We start from the raw sequence: 25,406 nt of genomic DNA on the forward strand, positions 1-25,406 counted from the left end.
TTAATGAGCCTGCTGGAACTGCAAATTGGCAAGACGGGCATAAATCCCGCCGGTCTGGCTTAAAGTAGCATGCGTTCCCTGCTCCACAATGCGTCCCTGATCCATAACCAGAATATGATCCGCTTTAAGCACTGTGGCCAACCGGTGCGCAATCACCAGCGTTGTACGCCCCTGCATCAGATGCTCCAGTGCCTTCTGCACCAGCATTTCGCTCTGGGCATCCAGTGCCGAGGTAGCCTCATCCAGCAGCAGCACCGGCGCGTCACGCAACAGTGCACGGGCAATGGCAATGCGCTGGCGCTGGCCGCCTGAGAGCATCACGCCACGCTCACCGACCGGTGCATCATAACCGCCCTCAAGCGCCAGAATAAACTCATGCGCCTGCGCAGCCTTAGCCGCCGCTTCAATATCTTGCGCACTTGCATCCGGTCGCCCGAAGGCAATATTTTCACGAATGCTCGCGGCAAAAATTGTCACATCCTGCGGCACCAGCGCAATATTGCCGCGTAAATCATCCAGCGAAAGCGCTTTCAAATCCGTATCATCCAGTAAAATTTTACCGTGCTTCGGATCATAATAACGCAACAGCAAGGCAATCAGCGTTGATTTACCGGCGCCGGAAGCACCGACAATCGCCACGGTCTTGCCGGGCTCCACCACAAAACTCACATCATGCAAAGCCTGTGCGTCCGGCTGTATCGGATAGGCAAATTCCACATGAGAGAATTCAACACGGCCTTGAGCGCGGGAGAGCGGCACAGGATTGGCTGGTGAAACGACCGCTGATTCTTCATTCAGCAACTCCACCAGCCACTCAGCTGCACCGGCTGCCTGCGCCAGTTCTGCCCACACCTCCGACAAAGCGCCAAGCGAGCCTGCCGCCACCACCGCATAGATCAGAAACTGACCCAGCGTACCGGCACTCATGCGGCCGCTCATCACATCATGCGAACCAAACCACAGAACTGCCACCACACTGGAGAAAACAATAAAAATTGCAAAAGCTGTCAGGATGGAACGGGAGAGAATCGATTGTTGTGCAGCGCCATAAGCATTGTCCACGGCATCGGAATAATGCTGAATGGCCGGTGCCTCATGGGTAAATGCCTGAACCGTGCGCACTGCGGCAATTTTTTCACCGGCATAGGCGGTGGCCAGTGCCAGCTCATCCTGCGCACGGCGGGAGCGGCGGCGCACAGAGCGGCCAAAAGCAACCAGCGGCAGGACCACAAGGGGAATCGCTGCCAATACCAGCGCCGATAATTTGGGGCTGGTGATGACCATCATCACCACGGCACCGATCACCAGAATCAGATTGCGCAAGGCGATCGAAGCCGTAGCACCAACCGCTGATTTCACCTGCGTTGTATCAGCTGTGAGGCGTGAAACGATTTCACCCGACTGCACTTCATCAAAAAAAGCCGGAGACAGGCGGGTTACATGGGCAAAAACATCGCGCCGCAAGTCGGCAACGATGCGCTCACCAAGAGTAATCACAAAGTAATAGCGCGCAGCGGAGGCCACGGCGAGAACTGCCGCCAGGATCAGCAAGGCTGCAAAAGATGTATCAATAAAACCGCTATCGGCGAGTGTCAGCCCGTTATCCAGCAGGCTGCGAACGGCAACCGGCAAGACCAGAGTTGCCACCGCAGCAGTGACCAGAGCGACCAGCGCTCCGGCAACCGAGCGTGGATATTGCCGGACATAAGGGAAGATTCGCGCCAGTGGTTTCAGGGACCGGCGTGACTTTTTACCATCTCCGGCTTCAGAAACCGCTTTGTTCTGTGAAATCGTCACTGTCATTATGCTTGCTTGCGAGATTGCGCCCTTGTTATTAGCTGTCGCCTGATGTATAGGCTCCCCAACCCTTTTGGAAGCCGTAGCCGTATTGTCTGCAGCTTCAATGAGACAAGTGGGCGTATCTGCCGCAGTTCCGGTGGCGACCGGAGCGTGGCTAAATGCCATAAACCTTTCAGGAAGCTGACTATGAAAGCAGACATTCATCCAGACTACCACACCATCAAAGTTGTAATGACTGATGGTAGCGAATATTTCACACGCTCCACATGGGGCAAAGAAGGCGATACGATGAACCTCGATATCGATCCTTTGAGCCATCCGGCATGGACCGGCGGCAATCAGAACCTGATGGATCGCGGTGGCCGCGTTTCCAAGTTCAAGAATCGCTTCGGCAATCTGGGTATCTAATTCCCGATTTCCTGATGAGAATAAAAAGCTCCGCACTGCGGAGCTTTTTTTATGGCTGTATTTGAGTATGCCTTCTAATAAGGGCTGACCGGCTCCAGAGGAATGTCCACGCCTATTGCGCTCAGCATCCGGCGAAATGTTTCCAGATCATAGCGCTCATCCTCTGTCACCAGTGCGCGGATTTTGCCCTGCCCTTTGGTGCCTTTACCGATCCGCGCTACCATGTCTTTTGCCGGATCCAGAAAATGACACTGCGGTCGGGCATTTTCAAAGAAGCGGCGCAACCACGGCAGATGGGTACTGGAAAGCGTCAGCACATCAATATCCGGATATTTGGTAAAGACCTGCGCCAGAAACGCATCAACCGCTTCCTGTGTCTTATCCGGCGCAAAAAGAAACGCCCCCGTCTCAACCAGCTCCACCATCGGCGATGCGTTGATGAGCGCAACCTGATCACTATAGGCACTGTTCTCGGTCACAAACTCACCAATCATCGGGCTTTCAACCAGTGACTGAACACCCATAATTCCCACGCGACCGCTCTGCGACAGCCCCCACGCCTCACGCAATGGCGGATAGACACCGAACAACGGCAGATGAACATCCTGACTGAGCTCTTCCAGTACCATAATGGAGGGCGCATTGGAGGCGATAACAATCGCTGACGGGTCGAAGGCCGATAGATAGTCAATTGTCCGCCGCATGACCTGCAACAGCTCTGCGCGGCTTTTGCCGCCATAGGGAAAACTCGCCCGATCCGCAAAATAAAGAATATCCTGATCCGGCAGGCGATTACGGATTTCCGCAACAACAGCATAGCTGCCTATACCGGCGTCAAAAACAGCAATAGGTCTGTGCATGGATCGCTCTCCCGTATCCGTATTGCGGAACGGCTCCCGCTTGCGGCCGCTTCAAATTTTATATCTGCCCGTTTGCCGCGGGCAGATATAAAATCTGCGGTTGGTTCATTTCGCTATGCTGTATCAATTTAGTGTCCGGATTTTACCTGCCAAGGTCAACAGGCCTATTACGCAGCACAAAAAGAAAAACCTCCGGCAACGTCAGCTGCCGGAGGTTTCTTTCAATCAATGCCTGAAATGTTTTACACGCTCAGTTTGGCCAGCACTTCTTCGCTGACTTCAAAATTGGCGTAAACATACTGCACATCATCATCATCTTCGAGTGTCGAGATCAGACGCAGCACTGACTGTGCCTTGTCTTCGTCAACAGGTGCAGAAACCTGTGGCTTCCAGATTGTTTTGATGGACTCAGCTTCACCCAGAGCGGCTTCAAGCGCTTTGGAAACATCGCCGACATCTTCAAAAGCGCAGATGATTACATGGCCTTCTTCATCAGACTGCACATCTTCAGCACCGGCTTCAATCGCTGCTTCCATCACTGTGTCGGCATCACCGACGGACAGCTTATAAACAATTTCACCAACGCGGGCGAACATGAAGCCAACAGAGCCGGTTTCACCCAGCGCACCACCGGATTTGGTGAAAGCAGCACGCACATTCGACGCGGTACGGTTGCGGTTATCTGTCAGCGCTTCAACGATAACAGCCACACCACCCGGGCCGTAGCCTTCATAGCGCACTTCATCATAGTTCTCAGAATCAGCACCGGCAGCTTTTTTAATCGCGCGCTCAATATTGTCCTTTGGCATGGACTGCGCTTTAGCATTCTGGATCGCCAGACGCAGACGCGCATTCATCGTCGGGTCAGGCAGTCCCTGCTTGGCTGCAACGGTAATTTCGCGTGCAAGCTTGGAGAACATTTTCGACCGCATGGCATCCTGTCTGCCTTTGCGGTGCATAATATTTTTAAACTGTGAATGGCCGGCCATAACACCCCTGTTCAGTTTCCAGAGCGGCTTCCTCTATTGTGAACTAAAAACCGCTCTATCTCTTTATATTGACGCAGTTTCGAACGAAAAAACCGTTTCCACTTTTGTCCCGAAACTGCTTTAAAATTGGCAAGGGATTGAATATGCGGCGCAGCGTGAGCGAGGCATCCGCAATCATCCCTGCGGAATGTGCGCTTTATACGGAAAATGGCGCGCCACGTCCAGCCACACAGCACCGCACTTCTTTGATCGGTTTATATTAGCGTGTTTTATGTGTTGAAGACAGCTTTTTACTATCCAGTACCCGCCGGAAGCTGGACACTGCCGGTTATGCGTTTTATCAATAGTTTATGCACGGGCACGCACTGAAACCGCCCGTCAAACCGGATATTGACTGACGTGACCGAACAGCCTGCCCCACAGAAGAAAAAAACAGACACGATTGCCGCACAAATCAGCCGCATCCTGTCGCAGCGGATTATTGCGGGCGAGCTGGAACCAGGCGCAAAGCTGCGTCAGGATCATATTGCTGATGAATTCGGAACCAGCCATGTGCCGGTGCGGGAGGCGTTCCGTCGCCTGGAGGCACAGGGGCTTGCAGTTTCTGAGCCACGGCGCGGTGTTCGCGTTGCTTCTTTCTCGCTTCAGGAAATCCGCGAAGTTGCGGAAATGCGCGCCGCACTGGAAGTGCTGGCCTTGCGCCATGCGGCACCGCACCTGACCCGCGCCATTCTTGATGAAGCGGAAGAGGCCACCCATGCCGGTGATAATTCCAGCGATGTGCGTTCATGGGAAGCCGCCAACCGTAAATTCCACCGGTTGCTGATTACGCCCTGCGCTATGCCGCGCCTGCTCGCGACAATTGACGATCTGCATGATGCCAGCGCACGCTTTCTGTTCGTCTCGTGGCGTGCAGAATGGGAAGCCCGCACCGATCATGACCATCTGGCCATCCTTGCGGCTCTGCGTAACGGCGACGTTGAACAGGCGGCAAATATCCTCACCCGTCATGTACAGTGGATCGGACGCAAACCTGTCACCAGCCCGTCTGGCAAAGTACGCGATGCCTTTGCCATTGTCGGCTAGAGCATTTCACAGTCAAGTTGGATCAACTTGACGCCCGTGATAATGCGGCAAATTAAAGAATCTAGAGCGAGTACTGTGATCCAATCTGGACGTAAACCACTCTAGACCTCATCACCGGCGCCCAAATTATCTATAAAATTGACATTTGATCAACGTCTCGGGAAGCAATCCATGCTTGAAGCATTTTGTTTTCATTTTATGTGCGGATCTAAGCCTGACTCACACTGAACTATAAACAAATTTCAAACAGTTCTGTCTGGTCAAGCCGATCGAATTCACTTAATACTTTTTGCGATAGATGCCTCGTGCAAACTATCTATAATTTCACCAGAGTGCATCGCAAATCATATTCCCCATTGCGCGCACTCTCATTTTATTTTGCCGCATTATCGTGGCCGTCAAATCAGATCGTTTGACACCGAAATGCTTTAAGGAGCTTCTCATGTCTCTCGCACATGCAGTTCGCAAACCGGCTTTCAGCCCGCTCAACCTCGACAACCGCAGCGTGGCCATGAAATTGTTTGCCGTAATTTCCGGCACCATGATCCTCGCACTCACCTCCCAGATCACCGTACCGATGTTGCCGGTGCCGATCACTCTGCAGACACTGGTTGTGCCATTGATCGGCGCACTTTACGGCTGGCGCCTTGGCGCACTGACTGTGCTCGCATGGCTCGGTGAAGCTGCAATGGGCATGCCGGTTCTGGCAGGCGGCAACGGCACTCTGGCAGCTTTCGCTGGCCCGACAGCCGGCTACCTGTTCGCATTTCCGGTTATCGCAGCCCTCACCGGCTACCTGGCCGAACGCGGCTGGAACGGCAGCAGCCTGCCAAAAGCTTTCGCTGCTTTCCTGACCGCCAATATTCTGGCTCTGGTTCTCGGTGCAGCATGGCTGAGCCTCACCATCGGCGTTGAAAAGGCCGTACTGGTTGGCGTTACGCCGTTCCTGATCGGTGCGCTGATCAAATCCGCTCTCGGCGCTTCGATCCTCAAAGCTTCTTTCCGTAAAGACGCTTAAAAAACACTGCGCTTAAATCGAAAAAAGCCCCGTTGCAGATTGCCTGCAACGGGGCTTTTTTATTGTATATCTTTCAGGAGATTACTCGCCTGACTGCCTGCGGCGGCGCGCCAGCATATTCAGCACCTCGACCAGCGCCGAGAAGCCCATAGCCGCATAGATATATCCTTTTGGCACATGGAAGCCGAAACCATCAGCAATCAGTGTCATACCGATCATCAGCAGGAAGCCCAGCGCCAGCATGACGATTGTCGGGTTCTTACCGATAAAGCGCGACAGCGGGTCAGCAGCCAGCAGCATCACAGTCACAGCACCGACAACGGCGATGACCATGATAACGATCTCATCGGCCATACCAACCGCAGTGATGATACTGTCAACCGAGAAGACCAGATCCAGCAACAGGATCTGCGTGATGGCAGCACCCATGCTCAGCATGACCACTTTACCGGCACCGGCTTCATGACCATCATTCGGATCAACTGTATGGTGAATTTCTTTGGTCGCTTTCCAGACAAGGAACAGACCACCGGCGATCAGAATAATATCGCGCCATGAGAAAGCATGACCGAAGGCTTCAATCACCGGATCTTTCATCTGTACAATGATGGAAATCGTGAAAAGCAGGCCGAGACGCAGGATCAGTGCAGCGCCAATACCGATACGACGGGCTTTGGTCTGCTGATGTTCAGGCAGTTTATTGGTGAGAATGGAAATAAAAATAAGATTATCAATACCGAGAACAATTTCCATGACCAGCAATGTGATCAGAGCAGCCCATCCCGCAGGGCTGTTTAAAAAACCAAAATACTCAGCGAAAAATTCCATTCAGGCGCCCTTTGCGTCGAACAAGTGTTGATGCATCTGCTGCATTAATAATGAAATCGCGTCTTGAAGCATAAACCTGTCCTTATCGGACAGAGATCAAGCTGAACTAAAACGAGATATCCCGCAATCTCTTGAAATCACGAAAAAAGCACATGGGAAAACTATGACTGTTTTTCAATGAATTATAAGACCAACATTTTATTTCTTTCTGAAATATTTCGCTGGCTCAACCAAAAATAAAACCCGCATCTCCGGTAAAAAATGCGGGTCTTATTATTTTCACTCAGATCAAGTTCGAATTTAGCGCCAGAAAGACGGGATCGTTTCTTCCAACCGCGGCCCGATGCGCAGAGGCGCTGCTTTTTCGGCCAGACCGGTACGGTCTGAAATTTCCACACCGATACCGCTGATGGTTGCAGGCCCGCTGGCAGCTTCAAAACGGCCCTTTGGCACTTTGGAGAGAAACCGGTTGAGCGGTTCTTCTTTATCCATACCAAGCGATGAATCATAATCACCGCACATACCGGCATCCGACATATAGGCCGTGCCATTGGTCAGAATCTGGCAGTCAGCGGTCGGCACATGGGTATGTGTACCCACAACCAGACTGGCACGACCATCGACAAAATGACCGAAACACTGCTTTTCGCTCGTCGCTTCCGCATGGAAATCAAAGATCACCGCATCGGCCTGCTCACCAAGCGGACAGGCGCCCAAGATTTCCTCACCGGCTTTAAACGGATCATCCAGATCGGGATGCATGAAAACGCGTCCCATAATATTGGCAACCAGCACACGCGCACCGTTCTTGGCAATATAAAGACCTGAGCCTTTACCCGCAGTGCCTTTCGGAAAATTGGCCGGACGCAGGAAACGATCTTCACGACGCGAGAAATCCAGAGCCTCACGCTGATCCCAAACATGGTTGCCGGTGGTCATCACATCGGCACCGGCACGGATGGTCTCATGGAAAATATCTTCAGTGACACCAAAGCCACCGGCAGCATTCTCGCCGTTGACGACAACGAAATCCAGTTTCAGATCAGAAATCAAACCCGGTAATTTTTCAAAAACTGCTGTGCGGCCGGAACGGCCAACCATATCACCTAAGAAAAGAAAACGCATAGATCCTTCAAACCTGCTTTTTGTTTTTCCGCAAATATCACATTGGCGATGCCGCAATAAGTCCGGTTTCAGTCAGAATATAATTCAATGCCACATCATGTGGCTCATGCGCTATGTGATCTACCCGTTGCGCATCAAACGCAACACCTATCAGCAGCGGAAACTTATTTTTATGGTGTAAAGCCGCAATTGCACGGTCATAATAGCCCGCACCATAGCCAATTCTGTTGCCTGAGGGGTCAAATGCCGCCAGCGGTATCAGCATAATATCCGGATCAACAACCGGCGCATCAGCTGCAGGTCCCATCGTGCCGAAGCCTGTTTCAACCAGCGCATCCCCAAAAGACATTGCACGAAACTCAATGGTCTGCTTATCCAATATCGCGGGCACACACAGCGTCATGCCGCGTGCTTCAAGCGCCTGCATCAGCGGACGCGGATCAATCTCCGAGCGGATTGGCCAAAAACCGGAGACACGGGATTTTTCCGGCAGAGTCATTGCGTTCAAAAAGTTCTGAGTAATGGATTGAGCAGCAGCATGGCGTAAAGTTTCAGGAAGCGCATTGCGCGCCTGCAATACAGATTTGCGCACTTCCGCTTTGCGTGTTTTCAGATCATCAATATGCACATCCGCCCCCTGTCATTATCCTGCCTGATAAAACAGAATAAGCGGACAAATTGCAAACTTAACAAACGAAAGAGAAAAGCGGCGACCACGACAAACGATGAAGAGGTTGATCCTCTGGGTGCCTACAACGTAGGTGGGCGCCGTGTGAAGAAGCCCAGGAGCCTCTCCAGGGACAGCTCCCTAAAGATCAGTAAGGCCCCGAGGTATAAGTGTCTTCTGTCGGGATGTGCAGTTCGCCTGATTTCAATATAGTTATTTATCAGGCCTTGCGCCAGTGGCTATCGCACAGCTTACATGAAATATCAGTTTATTTTTCAGCTCTTCAGAAACGGCTGTTTTAGCCGCCGCGCGGGGCAATCTTTCTGGCCATACCTTCAATTTTCTGCGCGGCACGCGCTACAGCTTCAGTCAGCGCACTGTCGCTTTTGTCGGCTCGTGAAAGCGCATCATCGCGGGAGCGGCGCAGCGTTTCCGCTTCATTTTCCAGCCCCTGCATCCGCTTTTGCAATTCAGCCAGCTCATCCATCACCATGATACCGGCCATAACGGTCAGGCGCTGATCACCGATTTCACCGAATGACCCTTTAAGATGCATGACATATTGGTCAAAACGGTCGGCCAGACCGGAGAGATGCTCTTCCTGCCCCTCGTCACAGGCCATACGATAGGCTTTGCCATCGATTGTCACTGTTACTGTAGCCATAGAACCTCCGTACCGCCGTTTTTATTATTGTGCCTTGCGCAAGCTGTAAAACAATAAATAGCTGCTAAATTTTGTCCGGCAAGAGCCTCAGCGATCCAAAACCGTGCGGATTGTTTCCATTGCCGTCACCAGCCGCCGCGAGACTTCACGATTGGCCGTTTCCAGCCGCTCGGCCCGTGCCTCAGATGTATCCAGTTCCTGTGCCAGCTTGGAGCGGTCAGCATTCATACGCTGCACTTCTTCTTCAGCTTCCGCGAAGTCGCCCTCTTTCTCAAGCCGCAATTCAACAGCCTGCTCAAGGGTAACCATTGCTTTTTCCAGTTGTTCAATTGCCTGTCTGAGCGTAATTTCCGAAGCCATATTGTTTCCCTTTGCCGATCACGGCCTTTTAAAAAATAAAGCCGAATCGTCATGCCGGAAGCGGCAGATTTCGCATCACTTTAATAAGCACAATGCTGTGAAGCAACAAATGTCACACAAAGGCGTTAACTCATACACGATAATCACAACAGCGTTTGACAGCGATTGCCGCAACTTAACCGTTTTAAGAACGCACACTGTGTCGCATGCAAGCCGGAAAACCTTTGATTTGCGTGCAGAATGGCAGCGCTTTGTTGACTCTCTTCATGCAAATGTTATGTGTCCCCAACCCTTGCAGAAGAGGTATTTTTATCTTTTTACTGCAAGTAATGTCCTAATGCTCACAAACCTGCCGATGTTTTAAGATAACTGCCTTCATCCGCATTCTGCAGGCACCACAGGAAAGACAGCCGAAACCATGAGTAATTCCGACAAACAGAACCAGATGGCCAACGCAATCCGCTTCCTGTCTGTAGACGCAGTGGAAAAGGCCAATTCAGGCCATCCGGGACTGCCGATGGGCGCAGCTGATATTGCGACCACGCTTTACACCCGTTTCATGTCCCATGATCCGCAGAACACCACATGGCCTGACCGCGACCGTTTCGTTCTGTCCGCCGGCCACGGTTCGATGCTGCTTTACTCCCTGATGTATCTGACCGGCTATGAAGACATCTCCCTTGATGAGATCAAGAATTTCCGTCAGCTCGGTCACCGCACTGCCGGTCATCCGGAATTCGGTCATGCCGCCGGTATTGAAACCACAACCGGCCCGCTCGGTCAGGGTATTGCCAACGGCGTTGGCATGGCACTGGCAGAACGCATTCTGAATGCAGAATTCGGCGATGCACTCGTCAACCACCACACCTATGTGCTGGTTGGTGACGGCTGCCTGATGGAAGGTATCAGCCAGGAAGCGATTTCGCTGGCAGGTCACCTCAAGCTGAACCGCCTGATCGTAATGTGGGATGATAACAACATCTCCATCGACGGCCCGATCTCGCTTTCTGATTCCACCAATCAGTGCGCCCGTTTTGAAGCTTCCGGCTGGAACACGCTGAAAGTAGACGGTCACGATCAGGATGCGATCGCGAAAGCGCTTGAATTTGCCAAAACCTCTGACAAGCCGACCATGATTGCTTGCAAAACCACTATTGGTTTTGGCTCGCCGCACAAGGCAGGCACCAGCAAAGTTCACGGTTCGCCGCTCGGCGCAGAAGAAATTGCTGCAACCCGCAAAGCACTCGGCTGGGAATATGAGCCATTCGTCGTCCCGCAGGATGTGCTTGATGCATGGCGTCTGGCTGGCCTGAACTCCGCCAAAAAGCGCATTGAATGGGAAAAGCGCTTTGCTGCCGCTGACGCATCGGTACGTGCAGAATTTGAACGCCGTATGCGCGGCGATCTGCCAAGCGCCTTTGACCAGACCATCATTGATTACAAGAAGAAGCTCTCGGAAGATAAGCCGAAGGTCGCCACCCGTAAATCTTCGGAAATGGCTCTGGAAGTTATCAACGGCGTTGTACCGGAAACCGTTGGCGGCTCTGCTGATCTCACCGGCTCCAACAACACTCTGACGTCACAGACCAAGCCGATTACACCGGACAACTATCACGGCCGCTTTGTTCATTACGGCATCCGTGAGCTCGGTATGTCAGCTGCGATGAATGGTATGGCGCTGCATGGCGGTGTTATCCCTTATTCCGGCACTTTCCTTTGCTTCTCTGACTATGCACGTCCGGCCATGCGTCTGTCCTCGCTGATGGGCATCCGCGTTGCTTATGTCATGACCCATGATTCCATCGGTCTTGGCGAAGACGGCCCGACACATCAGCCGGTTGAACATCTGGCTGCATTGCGTGCGATCCCGAACCATTTCGTATTCCGTCCGGCCGATGCGGTTGAAACTGCGGAATGCTGGCAGATTGCACTGAACTCAACCAAAACACCGTCGACACTGGCTCTGACCCGTCAGAACCTGCCGACCGTGCGCACCCAGCATGATGATGACAATCTCTGCGCCTATGGTGCCTATGAGCTGGCGACCGCATCGGATGATGCAAAGGTCACCATCTTCGCCACCGGTTCTGAAGTTGAAATCGCGCTCAACGCCCGCACCCAGCTGGAAGCCAAAGGCATTGCAACCCGTGTGGTTTCGGTTCCTTGCTTTGAGCTGTTTGAAACCCAGACTGCAGCTTATCAGAAAGCTCTGATCGGCACTGCACCGGTGCGTATTGCGGTTGAAGCGGCAATCTCGATGGGCTGGGAACGCTTCATCGGTGAAAACGGCACATTCATCGGCATGAAGGGCTTCGGCGCTTCCGGTCCGATCAACGATCTGTACAAGCATTTCGGTATCACTGCAGAAGCCATCGTTGCTACTGCTGAAACCAAGCTGAAGTAAAAACAGTTAAAATGAGCGGATTTCTCCGCTCATTTTTCTTCTCTCTCAGGCTGCAAAGCGGCCTGACAAAACATGAAACAGTTTTTCGGGAGTTTATAATATGGCAGTTCGCGTCGCTATTAACGGTTTTGGTCGTATCGGCCGTAACGTCCTGCGCGCTATCATCGAATCGGGTCGTACCGATATCGAAGTTGTTGCAATCAACGATCTTGGTCCGGTTGAAACCAATGCGCATCTGCTGCGCTACGACAGCGTTCACGGCCGTTTCCCGGCTGAAGTAACCGTCAAAGGCGATACCATTGATGTTGGCCGCGGCGCAATGAAAGTGCACGCTGTGCGCAATCCTGCCGAACTGCCTTGGGCTGCCGAGGGCGTAGACATTGCTCTGGAATGCACCGGCATTTTCACTGCCCGTGACAAAGCTGCCCTGCATCTGGAAGCCGGCGCCAAGCGCGTGATCGTTTCTGCACCTGCTGACAATGCCGACCTCACCGTTGTTTACGGCGTCAACCATGACAAGCTGAGCAAAGATCATCTGGTTATTTCCAACGCATCCTGCACCACCAACTGCCTTGCACCGGTGGCTCAGGTTCTCAATGAAGCAATCGGCATTGATAAAGGCTTCATGACCACGATCCATTCTTATACCGGTGACCAGCCAACGCTGGATACCATGCATAAGGATCTGTATCGTGCGCGTGCTGCTGCTCTGTCGATGATCCCGACTTCAACCGGTGCTGCTAAAGCTGTTGGTCTGGTTCTGCCGGAACTCAAAGGCAAGCTCGACGGCGTTTCTATCCGCGTACCAACCCCGAATGTTTCCGTTGTTGACCTGACTTTTGTTGCCAAACGCGCCACATCTGTTGAAGAAATCAACAATGCGATCCGTGAAGCTGCCAATGGCCGCCTTAAAGGCATTCTCGGTTACACAGATGAGCCGCTGGTTTCTATCGACTTCAACCACAACCCGCATTCATCCGTGTTCCACATGGATCAGACCAAGGTTATGGAAGGCACAATGGTGCGTATCCTCACCTGGTACGACAATGAATGGGGCTTCTCAAACCGCATGAGCGATACTGCGGTTGCGCTTGGCAAGCTGATTTAATCTGTTCATCTGACAACAGAGCTTAAGCCGCGTGACCACACTGGACGCGCGGCTTTTTTATTAGAATTTACAGCGAAAACCGGAGAACCCCATGAGTTTCCGCACTCTCAAAGATGCTGATGTTGCATCCAAGCGCGTCCTCGTTCGCGTTGACCTGAACGTACCGATGCAGGATGGCAAAGTCACGGATACAACCCGTATCGACCGCATCATCCCGACCATCAATGCTTTGCGTTCCAAAGGCGCAAAAGTTATTTTGCTCGCCCATTTTGGCCGCCCGAAAGGCGAAGCTAAAGCTGAATTTTCGCTGGAGCAGGTTGTTCCCGCGCTGGCACATGCTGTTAAGCACCATGTTGCTTTCGCCAAGGATTGTATCGGTGATGCAGCAGCAGAAGCTGTCAACGCAATGAAGGACGGCGATGTTCTTCTGCTTGAGAACACACGTTTTCACAAAGGCGAAGAAAAAAATGACGCCGATTTCGTCAAAGCTCTGGCAGCGAACGGCGACATCTATGTCAATGATGCCTTCTCGGCGGCGCACCGCGCCCATGCATCGACAGAAGGTCTCGCGCATGTTCTGCCTGCTTTTGCCGGTCTGACAATGGAAGCCGAACTCACCGCGCTTGAAAAAGGTCTGGGGCAGCCAGCCCGTCCGGTGATCGCGATTGTCGGCGGTGCTAAAGTTTCCTCCAAAATCGACCTGCTCTCCAATCTGGTAGAAAAAGTTGATGCTCTGGTGATCGGCGGCGGCATGGCCAACACTTTCCTCGCAGCGCAAGGCCACAATGTCGGCAAATCGCTCTGCGAACATGATCTGGCCGATACAGCCCGCGCCATTATGGCCAAAGCAGAAAGCGCCAATTGCGCGATTATTCTGCCGGTTGATGCGATTGTGGCATGGCACTTTGCGGCTGATGCCCCGCACCAGAATTATGGTGTGGATGCAATCCCGCATGACGGCATGATGCTGGATGTGGGCCCGCTCTCGGTTGACCGTATTAATGCGGCGATCAGCGATGCCTCCACTCTGGTCTGGAACGGCCCGCTCGGCGCTTTTGAACTACGTCCTTTTGATGCGGCAACCGTATCGGCCGCCAAACACGCGGCAGAACGCACCAAACAGGGTAAACTGGTTTCCGTTGCCGGTGGTGGTGATACTGTTGCAGCGCTGAACCATGCCAAAGTCAGCGATGACTTCTCTTATGTTTCCACCGCAGGCGGCGCGTTCCTTGAATGGATGGAAGGCAAACCGCTTCCGGGCGTCGATGTGCTGAAAGCCAAATAAGACATATCAGGAAATCAAAAAGCCCGCTGATGATCAGCGGGCTTTTTCAATATCTGATCATTTCGGCGTCAGACGCAGCAAGCGCCCCGGAATATCATCTTCAATCACATAGACAGAACCGTCTTTGGCAACGGCCACATCGCGGATACGGTTTTCCATATCATAGCGCTCCGCCTCGTTCGCATCACCATTCTCTTTGAATTCCACCCGTATCAGCGCCATCGAGGCAAGGCCACCAATCAGCGCTGAGCCTTTCCAGTTTTTGAACAACGCGCCTTCATAAAAAGCCAGTCCGGCAGGCGCAATAACCGGTGTCCAATAGACCACCGGCGGTTCAAATTCCGGTCGTGTATCATGATGCGGGATCGGCTCTCCGCTATATTGAGCCCCGTTGGACACTACCGACCAGCCATAATTCAAACCCGACTTGATCAGGTTCAGCTCATCCCCGCCTTTCGGCCCCATTTCATGCAGCCATAATTTGCCGTCAGGCGCAAAGGCCAGCCCGTAAGGATTGCGGTGACCGGTCGTCCATGTCAGTGCCCGTGCGTTATCTGCATCCTGTCCCGCCAGATCGGCACGCGGATTATCCTGCGGCACAGAACCATCCCGATTAAAGCGCAGTACTTTACCCAGCGCCAGTTTCGGATCCTGAGCGGTTTTCGGGTTCATGCGGTCGCCGGAACTTAAATACAGATATTTGCCGTCCGGTGAAAAAGTGATGATGCCGCCCGGCTGTCCCCATTTGCTTTTCGGCATCTGCCGCCACATCACGGTCAGATCATCAAGTGAGGCCTTCCCGCCTTTTTCGCCCAGTTTTGCCCGTGCCAGTGTCAGAGAACTGACAACATCTTTCCCGCTGCGCTCCGGCTCAGAGAACGTGAAATAAACCAGTCTGTCAGTCGCAAAATCAGGCGAGACAGCCACATCCAGCATCCCGTTTTGTCCTTCAAAAGACACAGCAGGTACATTGCTGATTTCTGTCTTTAGTCCTGTCCGGTCAACCACGAACATATGACCGGCTTTTTCTGTCACCAGCAGACGCTGATCCGGCATAAAAGCAATAGCCCACGGTGTATTAAACGCAGCAATTTCCTGCACCTTAAAGGGATTTTCAGCAACGGCTGCGCGACCGCCGGCATTAATACTCTGAGATGCAAGAATCGGTTGAACCGCCAGAGCAGTTGTGACTATCATCGCAGAAAAACAACAAAGAACTGTCTTTTTCAGACCTGTATTTTTCACCACGCTAGCGCCCCTGTGCCCGTTTCATCTCTCGCCCTGCATCAAACGCAATATGGTTGCTGTTGACAAGTCTGTCAGGCAGATAAAATTATCCTGCAATTTTAACCAGCTTTAAGAAAACTTGTCCGACTTAAATCGGTTAAAATTAATTCAATCGGTTCAAGTGCTTGGCGCAGTATTTGTTTTGTCAGGCACTTCTGCTATCGGCTGGGTACCAAATTTTAACGCCCTTCTTAACACGGAGTTTTTTATGAGCGAACGTCTCGAAGATATTGCAATTGCCATGGTAGCAAAAGGCAAAGGCATTCTTGCCGCCGATGAAAGCTCAGGCACCATTAAGAAGCGTTTCGACAGCATCAATCTGACTTCAACAGAAGATGCACGCCGCGATTACCGCGAAATGCTGTTCCGCGCTGATGATGCGATGAAGAACTACATCTCCGGCGTTATTCTTTATGACGAAACCCTGCGTCAGAAAGCCCGTGACGGCAGCCGTCTTGCGGATGTCATCAAAGCAGCCGGTTCCATCCCAGGTATCAAAGTAGATGCTGGCGCACAGGCATTGGCTGGCTTTGCCGATGAAACCATCACCGAAGGTCTTGATGGCCTGCGTGGACGCCTGAAAGAATATTACGAACTCGGCGCACGCTTTGCCAAATGGCGCGGCGTTATCGCAATTTCCGACACCCTGCCAACATGGGGTGCAGTGCGCCAGAACGCACAGGCGCTGGCTCGTTATGCAGCTCTGTGTCAGGAAGCCGGTATCGTGCCAATCGTTGAGCCGGAAATCCTGATGGACGGCGCACCGGGCAACCACTCCATTGAGCGTTGCTACGAAGTGACCGATCTGGTTCTGAAAACCGTTTTCAACGAACTCTATGATGCCCGCGTTAAGCTGGAAGGTATTATCCTGAAGCCAAACATGGTTATCGACGGCAAGAACGCCCGCAATGCTTCCGTTGAACAGGTTGCTGAACTCACCGTTCGCGTGCTGAAAGCCAATGTTCCTTCAGCCGTTCCGGGTATTGCATTCCTCTCCGGTGGTCAGTCGGATGTTGAAGCAACTGCACATCTCTCCGCGATGAATGCCGGTTATGATATGCCTTGGAACCTGACCTTCTCCTATGGCCGCGCTCTGCAGGCTGCAGCGCTGAAGGCGTGGGGCGGTAAAGACGAGAATGTTGCTGCGGCTCAGGCTGCCTTCACCCATCGCGCCCGCATGAACGGCCTTGCCGCTACCGGTGCATGGACTGAAGCTCAGGAAAAGAATGCTTAATCAGCATTTTTGATAAATTTAAAAAGCCCGCTTTCGAGCGGGCTTTTTTATTTCAAAATTTTAAAAACCATAATGCGCCTGCAACAACACAGTCACCATCATAACCCCGATGGCAGCAACCGCAATTTTCCAGAAGTCGCCGCGGCGTTTCAGCCCCCAGAACCCCAATGGTTTGATCAGATGCAGTGCCATCAGGATCAGCAATAATACCGGCGCAATCTTAGTCATTCACTTCTCCTGTAGCAGCCGCGATCCGCAGCTTTTGCCCACCCCCCTCTTTAGTTGGATGGACGCAACTTTAACAGTGTGGATTAATATCGCTGAGGAGAATGGCGCAGTTTATGTTTTCAAAACCGCACAGAAATCCGGTGAAAATTATTCTGCGCCCTGAGAGATGCGAGCACAACTTGCATCGCAACGGGAGGAATACATGACTTCGGCTTATCCCGATATTTATCAGGCATGGAAAAACGATCCTCAGGCATTCTGGGGACAGGCATCCGCACTCATCGACTGGTATCAACCCGCGACACACATATTTGACCCCGATCAAGGTCCTTACGGGCGGTGGTTTGCAGGGGCACAATGCAATACCTGCTATAACATGCTGGATCGTCATATTGAGGCCGGTCGCGGTGATGTTCCTGCCATTCTCTATGACAGCCCTGTCAGCGGCCAGAAGGCTCGCTTCACCTATAGCGAAACACTGGAACAGGTGATGCGATTGAGCGCCGTAATGCAGGATTTCGGCATTCAAAAAGGCGATCGGGTACTGATTTATATGCCGATGGTGCCGCAGGCGCTGTTTGCCATGATGGCCTGCGCCCGCCTTGGCGCTATTCATTCTGTGGTTTTTGGCGGGTTCTCTGCCGATGAACTGGCAGCGCGTATTGATGATGCAACGCCTGCCCTGATTATTGCCAGCTCCTGCGGGCTGGAAGCCAATAAGACCGTCAACTATAAACCACTGCTCGATAAAGCCATTGCCAGTGCCAAACATCAGGTGCAGCATTGCCTGATCCATCAGCGCAAACGATGTGTTTGCGAACTAACCACAGGTCGCGACCATGATTTTGCGCAACTTTGTGAAAAGGCTGCGGGACGCGTAGTGCCCTGCACGCCTGTTGAAGCTACCGACCCGCTTTATATTCTCTACACCTCCGGCACGACCGGAAAGCCGAAAGGCGTGGTGCGCGATAATGGCGGCTATATGGTAGCACTCGCATGGTCGATGGGTGCGCTCTATGACATTCATGCCGGTGATATTTTCTGGACAGCATCCGACATCGGCTGGGTGGTTGGCCACTCCTATATTGTCTATGCACCGTTGCTGATCGGTGCCACAACGGTGTTGTTTGAAGGCAAACCGGTCGGCACGCCCGATGCCGGTACATTCTGGCGTGTGGTTGCCGAGCACAAGGTGAAAGTGTTGTTCACTGCACCCACCGCTTTGCGCGCCATTAAGCGTGAAGATCCGGACGGTAAACTCCTGCATCAACACGATCTCTCAAGCCTTGAAGCACTGTATCTTGCCGGAGAACGCGCTGACCCGAATACGCTGGAATGGGCAGAACAGATGCTGGAACGCCCTGTGATTGACCATTGGTGGCAAACTGAGACCGGTTGGCCGATTGCCGGAAACCCGCGCGGTCTTGGTATGTTACCGGTAAAACATGGCTCCACTTGTGTACCAATGCCAGGCTTCGATGTGCAGGTGCTCGATGATGCAGGCCATCCGGCGAAAACCGGTGAGCTTGGCAATATTGTTATCAAACTGCCGATGCCACCCGGTTGCCTGCCGACTTTATGGCAGGCCGACCAGCGCTTTCACGAGGCCTATCTCGATGAGTTCAAAGGCTATTATAAATCCGCTGATGCAGGCTTCATGGATGAGGACGGCTATATTTTCATCATGAGCCGCACCGATGATATCATCAACGTCGCGGGACATCGTCTGTCTACCGGCTCGATGGAAGAAGTCATTGCCGGTCACCCTCAGGTGGCAGAATGCGCGGTAATCGGCATTGCCGACAAGCTCAAAGGGCAAATTCCTTGCGGCTTCATCGTACTCAAGGCCGGTGTGACCCAAGCCCATAGCGAGATTGAAGCGGAATGCGTGGAGCGGGTGCGCGACCTGATCGGCCCTGTTGCCGCTTTGCGCACAGTTCTGACTGTGAACAAACTGCCCAAGACCCGCTCAGGTAAAATTCTGCGCTCCACCATGCAAAAAATCGCCGATCACGAACCGTGGAAAATGCCTGCCACCATTGAAGACCCGCAGACACTAGACGACATCCGTGACTGCCTTCATCAACGCGGCATCGGCACCTGTTCAGAAGTGACCAAGCCTGCCGCCTGATCCTTATACAAAAAAAGCCGCCGGAATATTCCGGCGGCTTTTTCACAATCTCACAAGCAATCGTCTTACAGATCGTCTTCATCTTCTTCCGGAGCGCTCTTCATGGAAGAAAGCTTGGCGAAAACTTTATCCGCATCCAGCTCTTCCGAATCATCGCTCTGGTTGAAGTCCAGATTTTCGGTTGCCGATGCCGGCAGCAATGTATCACCTGAATCCGGTTCAATCGGACGGTTGCGCGCTGCGCGGTCAACTTCGATATCCAGATCAATCTGCGAGCAGAGACCCAGTGTCACCGGATCCATCGGCTGAAGATTGGCCGAGTTCCAGTGCGTGCGGTCACGGATCTGTTCGATGGTCGATTTGGTAGTACCGACGAGACGCGAAATCTGCGCATCTTTCAGTTCCGGATGATTCCGAACCATCCAGAGAATCGCATTCGGGCGATCCTGACGCTTGGACAAAGGCGTATAACGCGGGCCTTTGCGCTTAGCTTCCGGAACATGAACTTTAGGTTCCGAGAGCTTCAGACGGTGGTTAATGTCTTTTTCTGCACGGGCAATTTCTTCACGCGAAAGCTGGCCGGTGATAATCGGGTCAAGGCCTTTAATACCCTGCGCAGCTTCACCATCAGCAATGGCTTTTACTTCAAGCACATGCAGTTTGCAAAAATTTGCGATCTGGTCAAAAGACAGAGCAGTATTATCGACAAGCCATACGGCTGTTGCCTTAGGCATAAGAAGCTGAGTGGCCATAAGATACAATCCTCTCGTTCGCCCGCTCCGGTAGCGCGGGACGTGGGGTAAACCACAATTTCCGGGAATTCATTTCTTCTATAACCAAATTTTCCGCGATGAGCAAGAAAGCCCTGCACGGGAATTCAGCTCATTCTTAGAAGTTACGCAACATCGAGGACGATTTTCCCGATATGGTTCCCTTCTTCCATGCGTTCATGAGCCCGCCATGCATCTTTCAGCGGATAAATCATGTCCATCACCGGAGAGATGGTGCGGTTTGCCAACAGCGGCCAGACTTTTGATTCCAGCTCTGCCGCAATCTGCGCTTTGAATGCAACATCGCGTGCCCGCAGCGTTGAGCCCGTATGGGTCAGCCGCTTGGTCATCAGCTTGGCGAAATTGGCTTTTGCCTTGGCACCGCCGAGAAAAGCGATCTGAACAATGCGCCCTTCAACCGCTGCCGCATCATAATTGCGGTCAACATAATCGCCGCCAACCATATCCAGAATAACGTCCGCACCATTGTTATTGGTCGCAGCTTTAACCTGCTCGACAAAATCCTGCTCACGATAATTAATCGCCACATCCGCACCGATTTTCAGGCAGGCGGAGCATTTCTCGGCAGAACCGGCCGTAATAATCACTTTCGCTCCCAGCGCCTTGCCAAGCTGAATGGCTATCGTCCCGATACCTGAACTGCCGCCGTGGATCAGCAATGTCTCACCGGACTTCAACTGCCCGCGTTGCACCACATTATGCCAGACAGTAAAAAGTGTCTCCGGCAAGGCTGCCGCTTCCACATAGCCATAGCCGGAAGGCAGCGGCAGTGCATTGCCCTCATAGGCCGTTACATATTCAGCATAACCGCCGCCCGGTAAAAGCGCGGTGACGGCATCACCAATTCTGTAGCGCTGTACGCCCTCCCCGACTGCAGCCACATCACCGGCAACTTCCAGACCAGGCAGGTCAGAGGCACCGGCAGGTGCCGGATAATGGCCTTGTCGTTGCAGCACATCCGGCCGGTTCACACCAGCGGCTTTAACGCGGATCAGAATTTCCCCTTTACCCGGATGCGGCACCGAGCGTTTGACAGGTTTCAGAACCGATGGCGCACCTGCCTGTTCGATTGCAATAGCCATCATCTGGGAAGCAAGTTCCGTTGTCATATCCGCTCCTTGAAATATCATTATCCGCATTGCAGGCCGCTGCTTGGGAGAGCAAACCTGCCCGCCCCTGATCTAGCCATATTATCCTGAAAAAATGCAACGGATAAAAATCTATATCGCTAATAATGCAGCTTTATGAGATGGTGAAAACGTATGTGACATATCAGGCCTGCTTTTTGAGGCCGGTATAACACGAATATTGCGACCATATTGAAAGCTGCAGCGGACAGGCTGCAGCAGGAAGTGAGGAAAACGCCATGTTCTTTGATAATGATGCGCAGGAGAAATCCGCCTTCAGCCACACTATAGGTGAGGATGTCACCCTGCTTTCTGCCGCTGAAATCGATAGTCGCATTGCCTTACTCAAAGCAGAAATCCGCAGACTGGAAACAGACCGCCGTGACAGAAACCACAGCCGCGAAGCTGCTGAAGCTCTGTTTCGTATGTGAGCGCTGTTTAAGACCTTCTCATTGCAAACAATCATCAAGACCTCTGCCGTCTTCCGGCAGAGGTCTTTTTATTTTTATCGGCAGATTATCCCGTCACTTCAATTTCTTGCATAAATGCCTGATCCAAAACCTTGCGCTCTTTCAAACGATAGGTCAGCATGGCTGCATTCAATCTGTTTGAAGCGGTAATTTCATGTTGCGCTTTCAGGCAAACAGGTTTCATAGCTTATAGACTGCCCGTGAATAAAAAGGATTCCGCGTGTTCCGTTCTTATGTCCAGATTTTCGCTCTGCTTTGCGGCACCGCTTTTCTGCTGATCGGCTCCGGTCTGCATGGTTTGTTGCTGCCGTTGCGCGGTAATGCAGAAGGCTTTTCGGTCACTGCACTGGGCTTGATCGGTACCACATGGGCAGGCGGCTTTGTGGCAGGCTGTATTTTTGCGCCCCGTCTGGTACGCCGTGCCGGTCATGTCCGGGCATTCGGTTTTTTTGCCTCAACCGCTGCCATTGTGGTCTTGCTGACCGGATTGATGGTTGACGCCACAATCTGGGTGTTTTTGCGCGCCATCACCGGCTTTGCAATGGCCGGTATTTTCATGGTCATTGAGAGCTGGCTCAATGAAAAAGCCACCAATGAAACACGCGGCAAAATTTTCGGCCTCTATATGATGGTCAACTACGGCGCGGTGATGAGCGGTCAGATGCTGGTCACAACCGGCGACATTCAAGGTCACTCGCTGTTTATGATCGCCGCGATTTTTTTCTGTCTGGCGCTTTTGCCGACCGCAGCCTCGAAAGCCTCATCCCCGCGCCCGCTGACAGAGGTACAGCTTGATCTGAAAAAACTCTATGCCAATTCACCGGTTGCCTTTGTCAGCGTTATCCTGATCGGCATTGCCAATGGTGCATGGGGTACGCTCGGCGCGGTTTTCGGTTCTCAAAGCGGTATCGACACAACCACAATCGCGCTGATGGTCAGTTTCACAATTGCCAGCGGTGCGCTGATGCAAATTCCTGTCGGACGTTTTTCCGACCGTATCGACCGGCGCTATGTTATGGCCAGCGTGGCAGGCTCGGCAGCGCTTATCGGCTTTCTGATTTTTGCAATTGCGCCGACCAACGGCACCCTCATTCTGGTGATGACCGCATTTTACGGCGCACTTGCCTATGCGATTTATCCGGTCGCCGTGGCGCATGCCAATGACCATGCAACACCCGAAACATTCGTCAAGGTTTCCGGCGGCTTGCTTCTGCTCTATGGTTTCGGCACCATGCTCGGGCCGCTCATCGCCGCTGAGGCTATGAATATGCTGCGCCCTTCCGGCCTGTTTCTGGTGACAGCATTTTCACATATTGCCATTGCCGGTTATGCCATTCTGCGTTCGCGCAAGCGCGCATCCCCGCTCCCTTCCGAGAAAGAACAATTTCAGAGTATGGCGGCTGAACGCCCAGCCACACAGGAAAGCGTATTGCTCGATCCGCGATCAGAAATCGCTCAGGAAGAAAAAGCAGCCGAAAAGCCGGAGCCGGTTAAAGCTGACGGTTAGAGCATAATTCCTTAAACTTGGATCAGTTGAAGGGAGAATTATGCTCTAATTTTAAAGTGTTAGAGCGACCTTTGTGTGCCAAGTCTGGCACACGGCGCTCTAAACCAGCAAGATCATTCTTTGCGCGCATGCAGGGCTGCTTTCATCAGCCTGCGGAATTTCGGGCATTCCATATGCGATTCTGCCTGACATTCCGCCACATGCCGCAGAGCTTTACTGAGCGTGGTGAGCTGGCGAATTTGCACATCTAGCCGGTCTGCCTGCTGGTGCAATGCCTCTCGCGGCAAATCAGCAGTACCATCCTTGCCGAACATGCCCTTCATGGCGGCAAGCGGAAATCCTGCTATTTTCCCCAGTGAAATCAGCGCCAGTTGTTGCAGCACTTCCGGCGCGTATTGACGTCGCAATCCGTGGCGCGTGAAAGAGTCGATCAGGCCGATTTCTTCGTAATAACGCAGAGTTGAAGGCGGAACGCCGCTCCGCTCAGAGAGAACTCCAATATCCAGAAGTTTCATACTTGACCTCAAGTTGACTTGAAGTGGCAATGTAACAGCGACTCAAATTCACCACAAGAGGAACTGCTGTGAGCTCGCCCATCCCGATCATACCGCCCCGCCTTGCACTTATTGCTCTTTCGGGTGCCATGCTGCTCGCCTCGATGGCCGTCAGCATCACCACCATCGCACTACCGGCGCTCAGCCGAGCAATGGAAGCACCCGTTTCCGCAGTGCAATGGGTGGTGCTGATTTATTTGCTGTCTGTCACAGTCACCATTGTGCTGGCAGGACGATGCGCCGACTTGTTTGGCCAGCGTTTTATCCTGCTCACCGGCTTGATAATTTTCACAGTCAGCTCTGTATTTTGTGCCGTAGCACCAAGCCTCACAATGCTCATCGCAGCCCGCGCATTACAAGGCATAGGCGGAGCAATCCTGATGGCATTGCCGGTCTCAGTGATAAGGGGAATGGTTGCAGGAGAAAGAACAGGGTCAGCTATGGGACTGCTTGCCTCGATGTCAGCAGTCGGCACCGCACTTGGGCCCGCAGTGGGCGGTCTTCTGATTGCAGGTTTTGGCTGGCGCTCGGCCTTTATTCTGCTGGCACTCTCCGGCCTGATCGTATTGGGACTGGCTGTAAAAGCGATACCGGCATCAAAGCAAGCACATAAAACCAGTCGCTCCCTCGATTTATCAGGCGCATTGTTACTGGCAGTCGTATTGTTTCTCTATGCAGTAATGACCAGCGGGCAGCAAAGCGGTATGAACTGGGGCCTGTCACGCACACTCCCTGCAATTTTATTCGCTCTCATGCTTTTTATCATCGTTGAGATCAGGTCTTCCTCGCCATTGGTTCCCCTGACAGTTCTACGCAACCCTGCGATCAGCGCCTCTCTGATAACCAACGGGCTGATCAGCTCAGTGATGATGGCCATGCTGGTGGTCGGGCCGCTCTTTTTATCATTCGGACTGTTGCTGGGAGAAGCGCAAACAGGGCTGGTTGTTGCCGTCGGGCCTGTTGTTGCGGCTTTGGCCGGTATTCCTGCGGGTCGTATCACCGACCGGTTTGGCGTAAAAAGCATCCTCGTGGCCGGACTAAGTGCCATGAGTGTCGCACTCATTTGCATGGCTTTGCTACCGGTCAGGCTCGGAACTGCCGGATATATCGTCTCACTGATGATGCTGACGCCATGTTTTCAGCTGTTTCTGACAGCCAATAACACGGCCATCATGCTGGCGGCACCGGAAGAGCAACGCGGTATCTTATCAGGACTGTTGGGTTTATCGCGCAACTTGGGATTTATGACAGGCGCATCTGTCATGGCGACGATCTTCATTACAGCCCTCGGGCAGGAAGACCTCATTCATGCCGCTGTAAACTCAGTCAGCTTTGCCTTCACCGTCACATTACTGACAGCGGCAGGGCTCGCACTGATTTCGCTGATTATCACACTGCTCAGCATAAGAAATAAGATCAAACCGGTGCAGGCCTAACAAGGCCAGCACCACATCTTTCAGAGCCTGCCTGTCCGG

Annotated in this window: 24 protein-coding genes; 11 read left to right on the forward strand and 13 right to left on the reverse strand. The window is 52.7% G+C overall.

The features are described from left to right. Entirely contained in the window at nt 1–1,803 is a 1,803-nt protein-coding gene (locus P8H26_RS09870; RefSeq protein ID WP_289632794.1) for an ABC transporter transmembrane domain-containing protein, read from the reverse strand. 183 nt (nt 1,804–1,986) lie between these two features. On the opposite strand from P8H26_RS09870, the gene rpmE reads away from it, so the two are divergent. Then, nucleotides 1,987–2,208, forward strand: a complete 222-nt coding sequence (gene rpmE / locus P8H26_RS09875; protein WP_289632795.1) for a 50S ribosomal protein L31 — start codon at nt 1,987–1,989, stop codon at nt 2,206–2,208. 74 nt (nt 2,209–2,282) lie between these two features. Here the strand turns inward: rpmE and P8H26_RS09880 are convergent, their stop codons facing one another. Both P8H26_RS09880 and P8H26_RS09885 read right to left on the reverse strand, forming a co-directional pair. Then, complete coding sequence (locus P8H26_RS09880) at nt 2,283–3,068, reverse strand: glutamate racemase (RefSeq protein ID WP_289632796.1); 786 nt, start codon at nt 3,066–3,068, stop codon at nt 2,283–2,285. Between the two features lie 242 nt (nt 3,069–3,310). Then, a complete protein-coding gene (locus tag P8H26_RS09885) occupies nt 3,311–4,057 on the reverse strand; it encodes a YebC/PmpR family DNA-binding transcriptional regulator (protein ID WP_289632797.1) in 747 nt (248 codons plus the stop codon). Nucleotides 4,058–4,456: 399 nt separating this feature from the next. Here P8H26_RS09885 and P8H26_RS09890 point away from each other — a divergent pair, with 399 nt between their 5' ends. Further along, the gene (locus tag P8H26_RS09890; RefSeq protein WP_289632798.1) at nt 4,457–5,143 is read left to right on the forward strand and encodes a GntR family transcriptional regulator; all 687 of its coding nucleotides are present in this window, start codon (nt 4,457–4,459) and stop codon (nt 5,141–5,143) included. A 442-nt stretch (nt 5,144–5,585) separates the two neighbouring features. Then, nucleotides 5,586–6,161 (forward strand): biotin transporter BioY, encoded by a 576-nt coding sequence (locus tag P8H26_RS09895; protein ID WP_289632799.1) that lies wholly within the window; start codon nt 5,586–5,588, stop codon nt 6,159–6,161. An 81-nt stretch (nt 6,162–6,242) separates the two neighbouring features. Here the strand turns inward: P8H26_RS09895 and P8H26_RS09900 are convergent, their stop codons facing one another. From P8H26_RS09900 to P8H26_RS09920, 5 genes are all read right to left on the reverse strand, one after another. Further along, a complete protein-coding gene (locus P8H26_RS09900) occupies nt 6,243–6,989 on the reverse strand; it encodes a TerC family protein (RefSeq protein ID WP_289632800.1) in 747 nt (248 codons plus the stop codon). A 300-nt stretch (nt 6,990–7,289) separates the two neighbouring features. After that, complete coding sequence (locus P8H26_RS09905) at nt 7,290–8,114, reverse strand: TIGR00282 family metallophosphoesterase (protein ID WP_289387699.1); 825 nt, start codon at nt 8,112–8,114, stop codon at nt 7,290–7,292. Nucleotides 8,115–8,151: 37 nt separating this feature from the next. Next, on the reverse strand, nt 8,152–8,742 hold the full coding sequence (locus P8H26_RS09910; protein WP_289632801.1) for a 5-formyltetrahydrofolate cyclo-ligase: 591 nt from the start codon (nt 8,740–8,742) through the stop codon (nt 8,152–8,154). Between the two features lie 337 nt (nt 8,743–9,079). Beyond that, complete coding sequence (locus P8H26_RS09915) at nt 9,080–9,445, reverse strand: cell division protein ZapA (protein WP_289632803.1); 366 nt, start codon at nt 9,443–9,445, stop codon at nt 9,080–9,082. An 87-nt stretch (nt 9,446–9,532) separates the two neighbouring features. Further along, complete coding sequence (locus P8H26_RS09920; protein WP_289632805.1) at nt 9,533–9,805, reverse strand: DUF4164 domain-containing protein; 273 nt, start codon at nt 9,803–9,805, stop codon at nt 9,533–9,535. Nucleotides 9,806–10,223: 418 nt separating this feature from the next. On the opposite strand from P8H26_RS09920, the gene tkt reads away from it, so the two are divergent. From tkt to pgk, 3 genes are all read left to right on the forward strand, one after another. Next, a complete protein-coding gene (gene tkt / locus P8H26_RS09925; RefSeq protein ID WP_289632807.1) occupies nt 10,224–12,209 on the forward strand; it encodes a transketolase in 1,986 nt (661 codons plus the stop codon). A 100-nt stretch (nt 12,210–12,309) separates the two neighbouring features. After that, nucleotides 12,310–13,317: a type I glyceraldehyde-3-phosphate dehydrogenase gene (gap, locus tag P8H26_RS09930; RefSeq protein ID WP_289632808.1), complete on the forward strand. Its 1,008-nt coding sequence runs from the start codon at nt 12,310–12,312 to the stop codon at nt 13,315–13,317. Nucleotides 13,318–13,408: 91 nt separating this feature from the next. After that, nucleotides 13,409–14,602 carry a phosphoglycerate kinase gene (pgk, locus tag P8H26_RS09935; RefSeq protein ID WP_289632809.1) on the forward strand — a complete coding sequence of 398 codons (1,194 nt, stop codon included), beginning with the start codon at nt 13,409–13,411 and terminating at the stop codon, nt 14,600–14,602. A gap of 57 nt (nt 14,603–14,659) precedes the next feature. Here the strand turns inward: pgk and P8H26_RS09940 are convergent, their stop codons facing one another. Next, entirely contained in the window at nt 14,660–15,799 is a 1,140-nt protein-coding gene (locus tag P8H26_RS09940; protein WP_289632930.1) for a PQQ-dependent sugar dehydrogenase, read from the reverse strand. Between the two features lie 298 nt (nt 15,800–16,097). On the opposite strand from P8H26_RS09940, the gene P8H26_RS09945 reads away from it, so the two are divergent. After that, nucleotides 16,098–17,123, forward strand: coding sequence for a class I fructose-bisphosphate aldolase (locus P8H26_RS09945; protein ID WP_289632810.1), 1,026 nt, complete (start codon nt 16,098–16,100; stop codon nt 17,121–17,123). Nucleotides 17,124–17,183: 60 nt separating this feature from the next. Here the strand turns inward: P8H26_RS09945 and P8H26_RS09950 are convergent, their stop codons facing one another. Beyond that, complete coding sequence (locus P8H26_RS09950; protein WP_289632811.1) at nt 17,184–17,351, reverse strand: hypothetical protein; 168 nt, start codon at nt 17,349–17,351, stop codon at nt 17,184–17,186. A 202-nt stretch (nt 17,352–17,553) separates the two neighbouring features. On the opposite strand from P8H26_RS09950, the gene P8H26_RS09955 reads away from it, so the two are divergent. Further along, entirely contained in the window at nt 17,554–19,482 is a 1,929-nt protein-coding gene (locus P8H26_RS09955) for a propionyl-CoA synthetase (RefSeq protein WP_289632813.1), read from the forward strand. A gap of 65 nt (nt 19,483–19,547) precedes the next feature. Here the strand turns inward: P8H26_RS09955 and P8H26_RS09960 are convergent, their stop codons facing one another. Beyond that, nucleotides 19,548–20,234, reverse strand: a complete 687-nt coding sequence (locus P8H26_RS09960; protein ID WP_289632814.1) for a DUF1013 domain-containing protein — start codon at nt 20,232–20,234, stop codon at nt 19,548–19,550. A gap of 143 nt (nt 20,235–20,377) precedes the next feature. Next, a complete protein-coding gene (locus P8H26_RS09965; protein WP_289632816.1) occupies nt 20,378–21,382 on the reverse strand; it encodes an NAD(P)H-quinone oxidoreductase in 1,005 nt (334 codons plus the stop codon). Nucleotides 21,383–21,639: 257 nt separating this feature from the next. On the opposite strand from P8H26_RS09965, the gene P8H26_RS09970 reads away from it, so the two are divergent. Together P8H26_RS09970 and P8H26_RS09975 are read left to right on the forward strand one after the other, a co-directional pair. Next, nucleotides 21,640–21,831: a DUF1192 domain-containing protein gene (locus P8H26_RS09970; RefSeq protein ID WP_289632817.1), complete on the forward strand. Its 192-nt coding sequence runs from the start codon at nt 21,640–21,642 to the stop codon at nt 21,829–21,831. 259 nt (nt 21,832–22,090) lie between these two features. Further along, entirely contained in the window at nt 22,091–23,377 is a 1,287-nt protein-coding gene (locus P8H26_RS09975; protein ID WP_289632818.1) for an MFS transporter, read from the forward strand. A 113-nt stretch (nt 23,378–23,490) separates the two neighbouring features. Here P8H26_RS09975 and P8H26_RS09980 read toward each other — a convergent pair whose 3' ends face one another. Beyond that, nucleotides 23,491–23,892 carry a helix-turn-helix domain-containing protein gene (locus P8H26_RS09980; protein WP_289632819.1) on the reverse strand — a complete coding sequence of 134 codons (402 nt, stop codon included), beginning with the start codon at nt 23,890–23,892 and terminating at the stop codon, nt 23,491–23,493. Nucleotides 23,893–23,960: 68 nt separating this feature from the next. Here P8H26_RS09980 and P8H26_RS09985 point away from each other — a divergent pair, with 68 nt between their 5' ends. Then, entirely contained in the window at nt 23,961–25,367 is a 1,407-nt protein-coding gene (locus P8H26_RS09985; RefSeq protein ID WP_289632821.1) for an MFS transporter, read from the forward strand. Nucleotides 25,368–25,406 lie beyond the last annotated feature (39 nt).

Origin of the sequence: Pseudochrobactrum sp. sp1633 (genome assembly GCF_030376605.1) — a bacterium.
Taxonomy (GTDB): Bacteria; Pseudomonadota; Alphaproteobacteria; order Rhizobiales; family Rhizobiaceae; genus Pseudochrobactrum.

Bases quoted from the DNA above. Each gene is read 5' to 3' on its own strand.
- P8H26_RS09870 (WP_289632794.1), bottom strand. From the start codon at position 1,803: ATGACAGTGACGATTTCACAGAACAAAGCGGTTTCTGAAGCCGGAGAT.
- rpmE (WP_289632795.1), top strand. From the start codon at position 1,987: ATGAAAGCAGACATTCATCCAGACTACCACACCATCAAAGTTGTAATG.
- P8H26_RS09880 (WP_289632796.1), bottom strand. From the start codon at position 3,068: ATGCACAGACCTATTGCTGTTTTTGACGCCGGTATAGGCAGCTATGCT.
- P8H26_RS09885 (WP_289632797.1), bottom strand. From the start codon at position 4,057: ATGGCCGGCCATTCACAGTTTAAAAATATTATGCACCGCAAAGGCAGA.
- P8H26_RS09895 (WP_289632799.1), top strand. From the start codon at position 5,586: ATGTCTCTCGCACATGCAGTTCGCAAACCGGCTTTCAGCCCGCTCAAC.
- P8H26_RS09900 (WP_289632800.1), bottom strand. From the start codon at position 6,989: ATGGAATTTTTCGCTGAGTATTTTGGTTTTTTAAACAGCCCTGCGGGA.
- P8H26_RS09905 (WP_289387699.1), bottom strand. From the start codon at position 8,114: ATGCGTTTTCTTTTCTTAGGTGATATGGTTGGCCGTTCCGGCCGCACA.
- P8H26_RS09915 (WP_289632803.1), bottom strand. From the start codon at position 9,445: ATGGCTACAGTAACAGTGACAATCGATGGCAAAGCCTATCGTATGGCC.
- P8H26_RS09920 (WP_289632805.1), bottom strand. From the start codon at position 9,805: ATGGCTTCGGAAATTACGCTCAGACAGGCAATTGAACAACTGGAAAAA.
- tkt (WP_289632807.1), top strand. From the start codon at position 10,224: ATGAGTAATTCCGACAAACAGAACCAGATGGCCAACGCAATCCGCTTC.
- gap (WP_289632808.1), top strand. From the start codon at position 12,310: ATGGCAGTTCGCGTCGCTATTAACGGTTTTGGTCGTATCGGCCGTAAC.
- pgk (WP_289632809.1), top strand. From the start codon at position 13,409: ATGAGTTTCCGCACTCTCAAAGATGCTGATGTTGCATCCAAGCGCGTC.
- P8H26_RS09940 (WP_289632930.1), bottom strand. From the start codon at position 15,799: ATGATAGTCACAACTGCTCTGGCGGTTCAACCGATTCTTGCATCTCAG.
- P8H26_RS09945 (WP_289632810.1), top strand. From the start codon at position 16,098: ATGAGCGAACGTCTCGAAGATATTGCAATTGCCATGGTAGCAAAAGGC.
- P8H26_RS09950 (WP_289632811.1), bottom strand. From the start codon at position 17,351: ATGACTAAGATTGCGCCGGTATTATTGCTGATCCTGATGGCACTGCAT.
- P8H26_RS09955 (WP_289632813.1), top strand. From the start codon at position 17,554: ATGACTTCGGCTTATCCCGATATTTATCAGGCATGGAAAAACGATCCT.
- P8H26_RS09960 (WP_289632814.1), bottom strand. From the start codon at position 20,234: ATGGCCACTCAGCTTCTTATGCCTAAGGCAACAGCCGTATGGCTTGTC.
- P8H26_RS09965 (WP_289632816.1), bottom strand. From the start codon at position 21,382: ATGACAACGGAACTTGCTTCCCAGATGATGGCTATTGCAATCGAACAG.
- P8H26_RS09970 (WP_289632817.1), top strand. From the start codon at position 21,640: ATGTTCTTTGATAATGATGCGCAGGAGAAATCCGCCTTCAGCCACACT.
- P8H26_RS09980 (WP_289632819.1), bottom strand. From the start codon at position 23,892: ATGAAACTTCTGGATATTGGAGTTCTCTCTGAGCGGAGCGGCGTTCCG.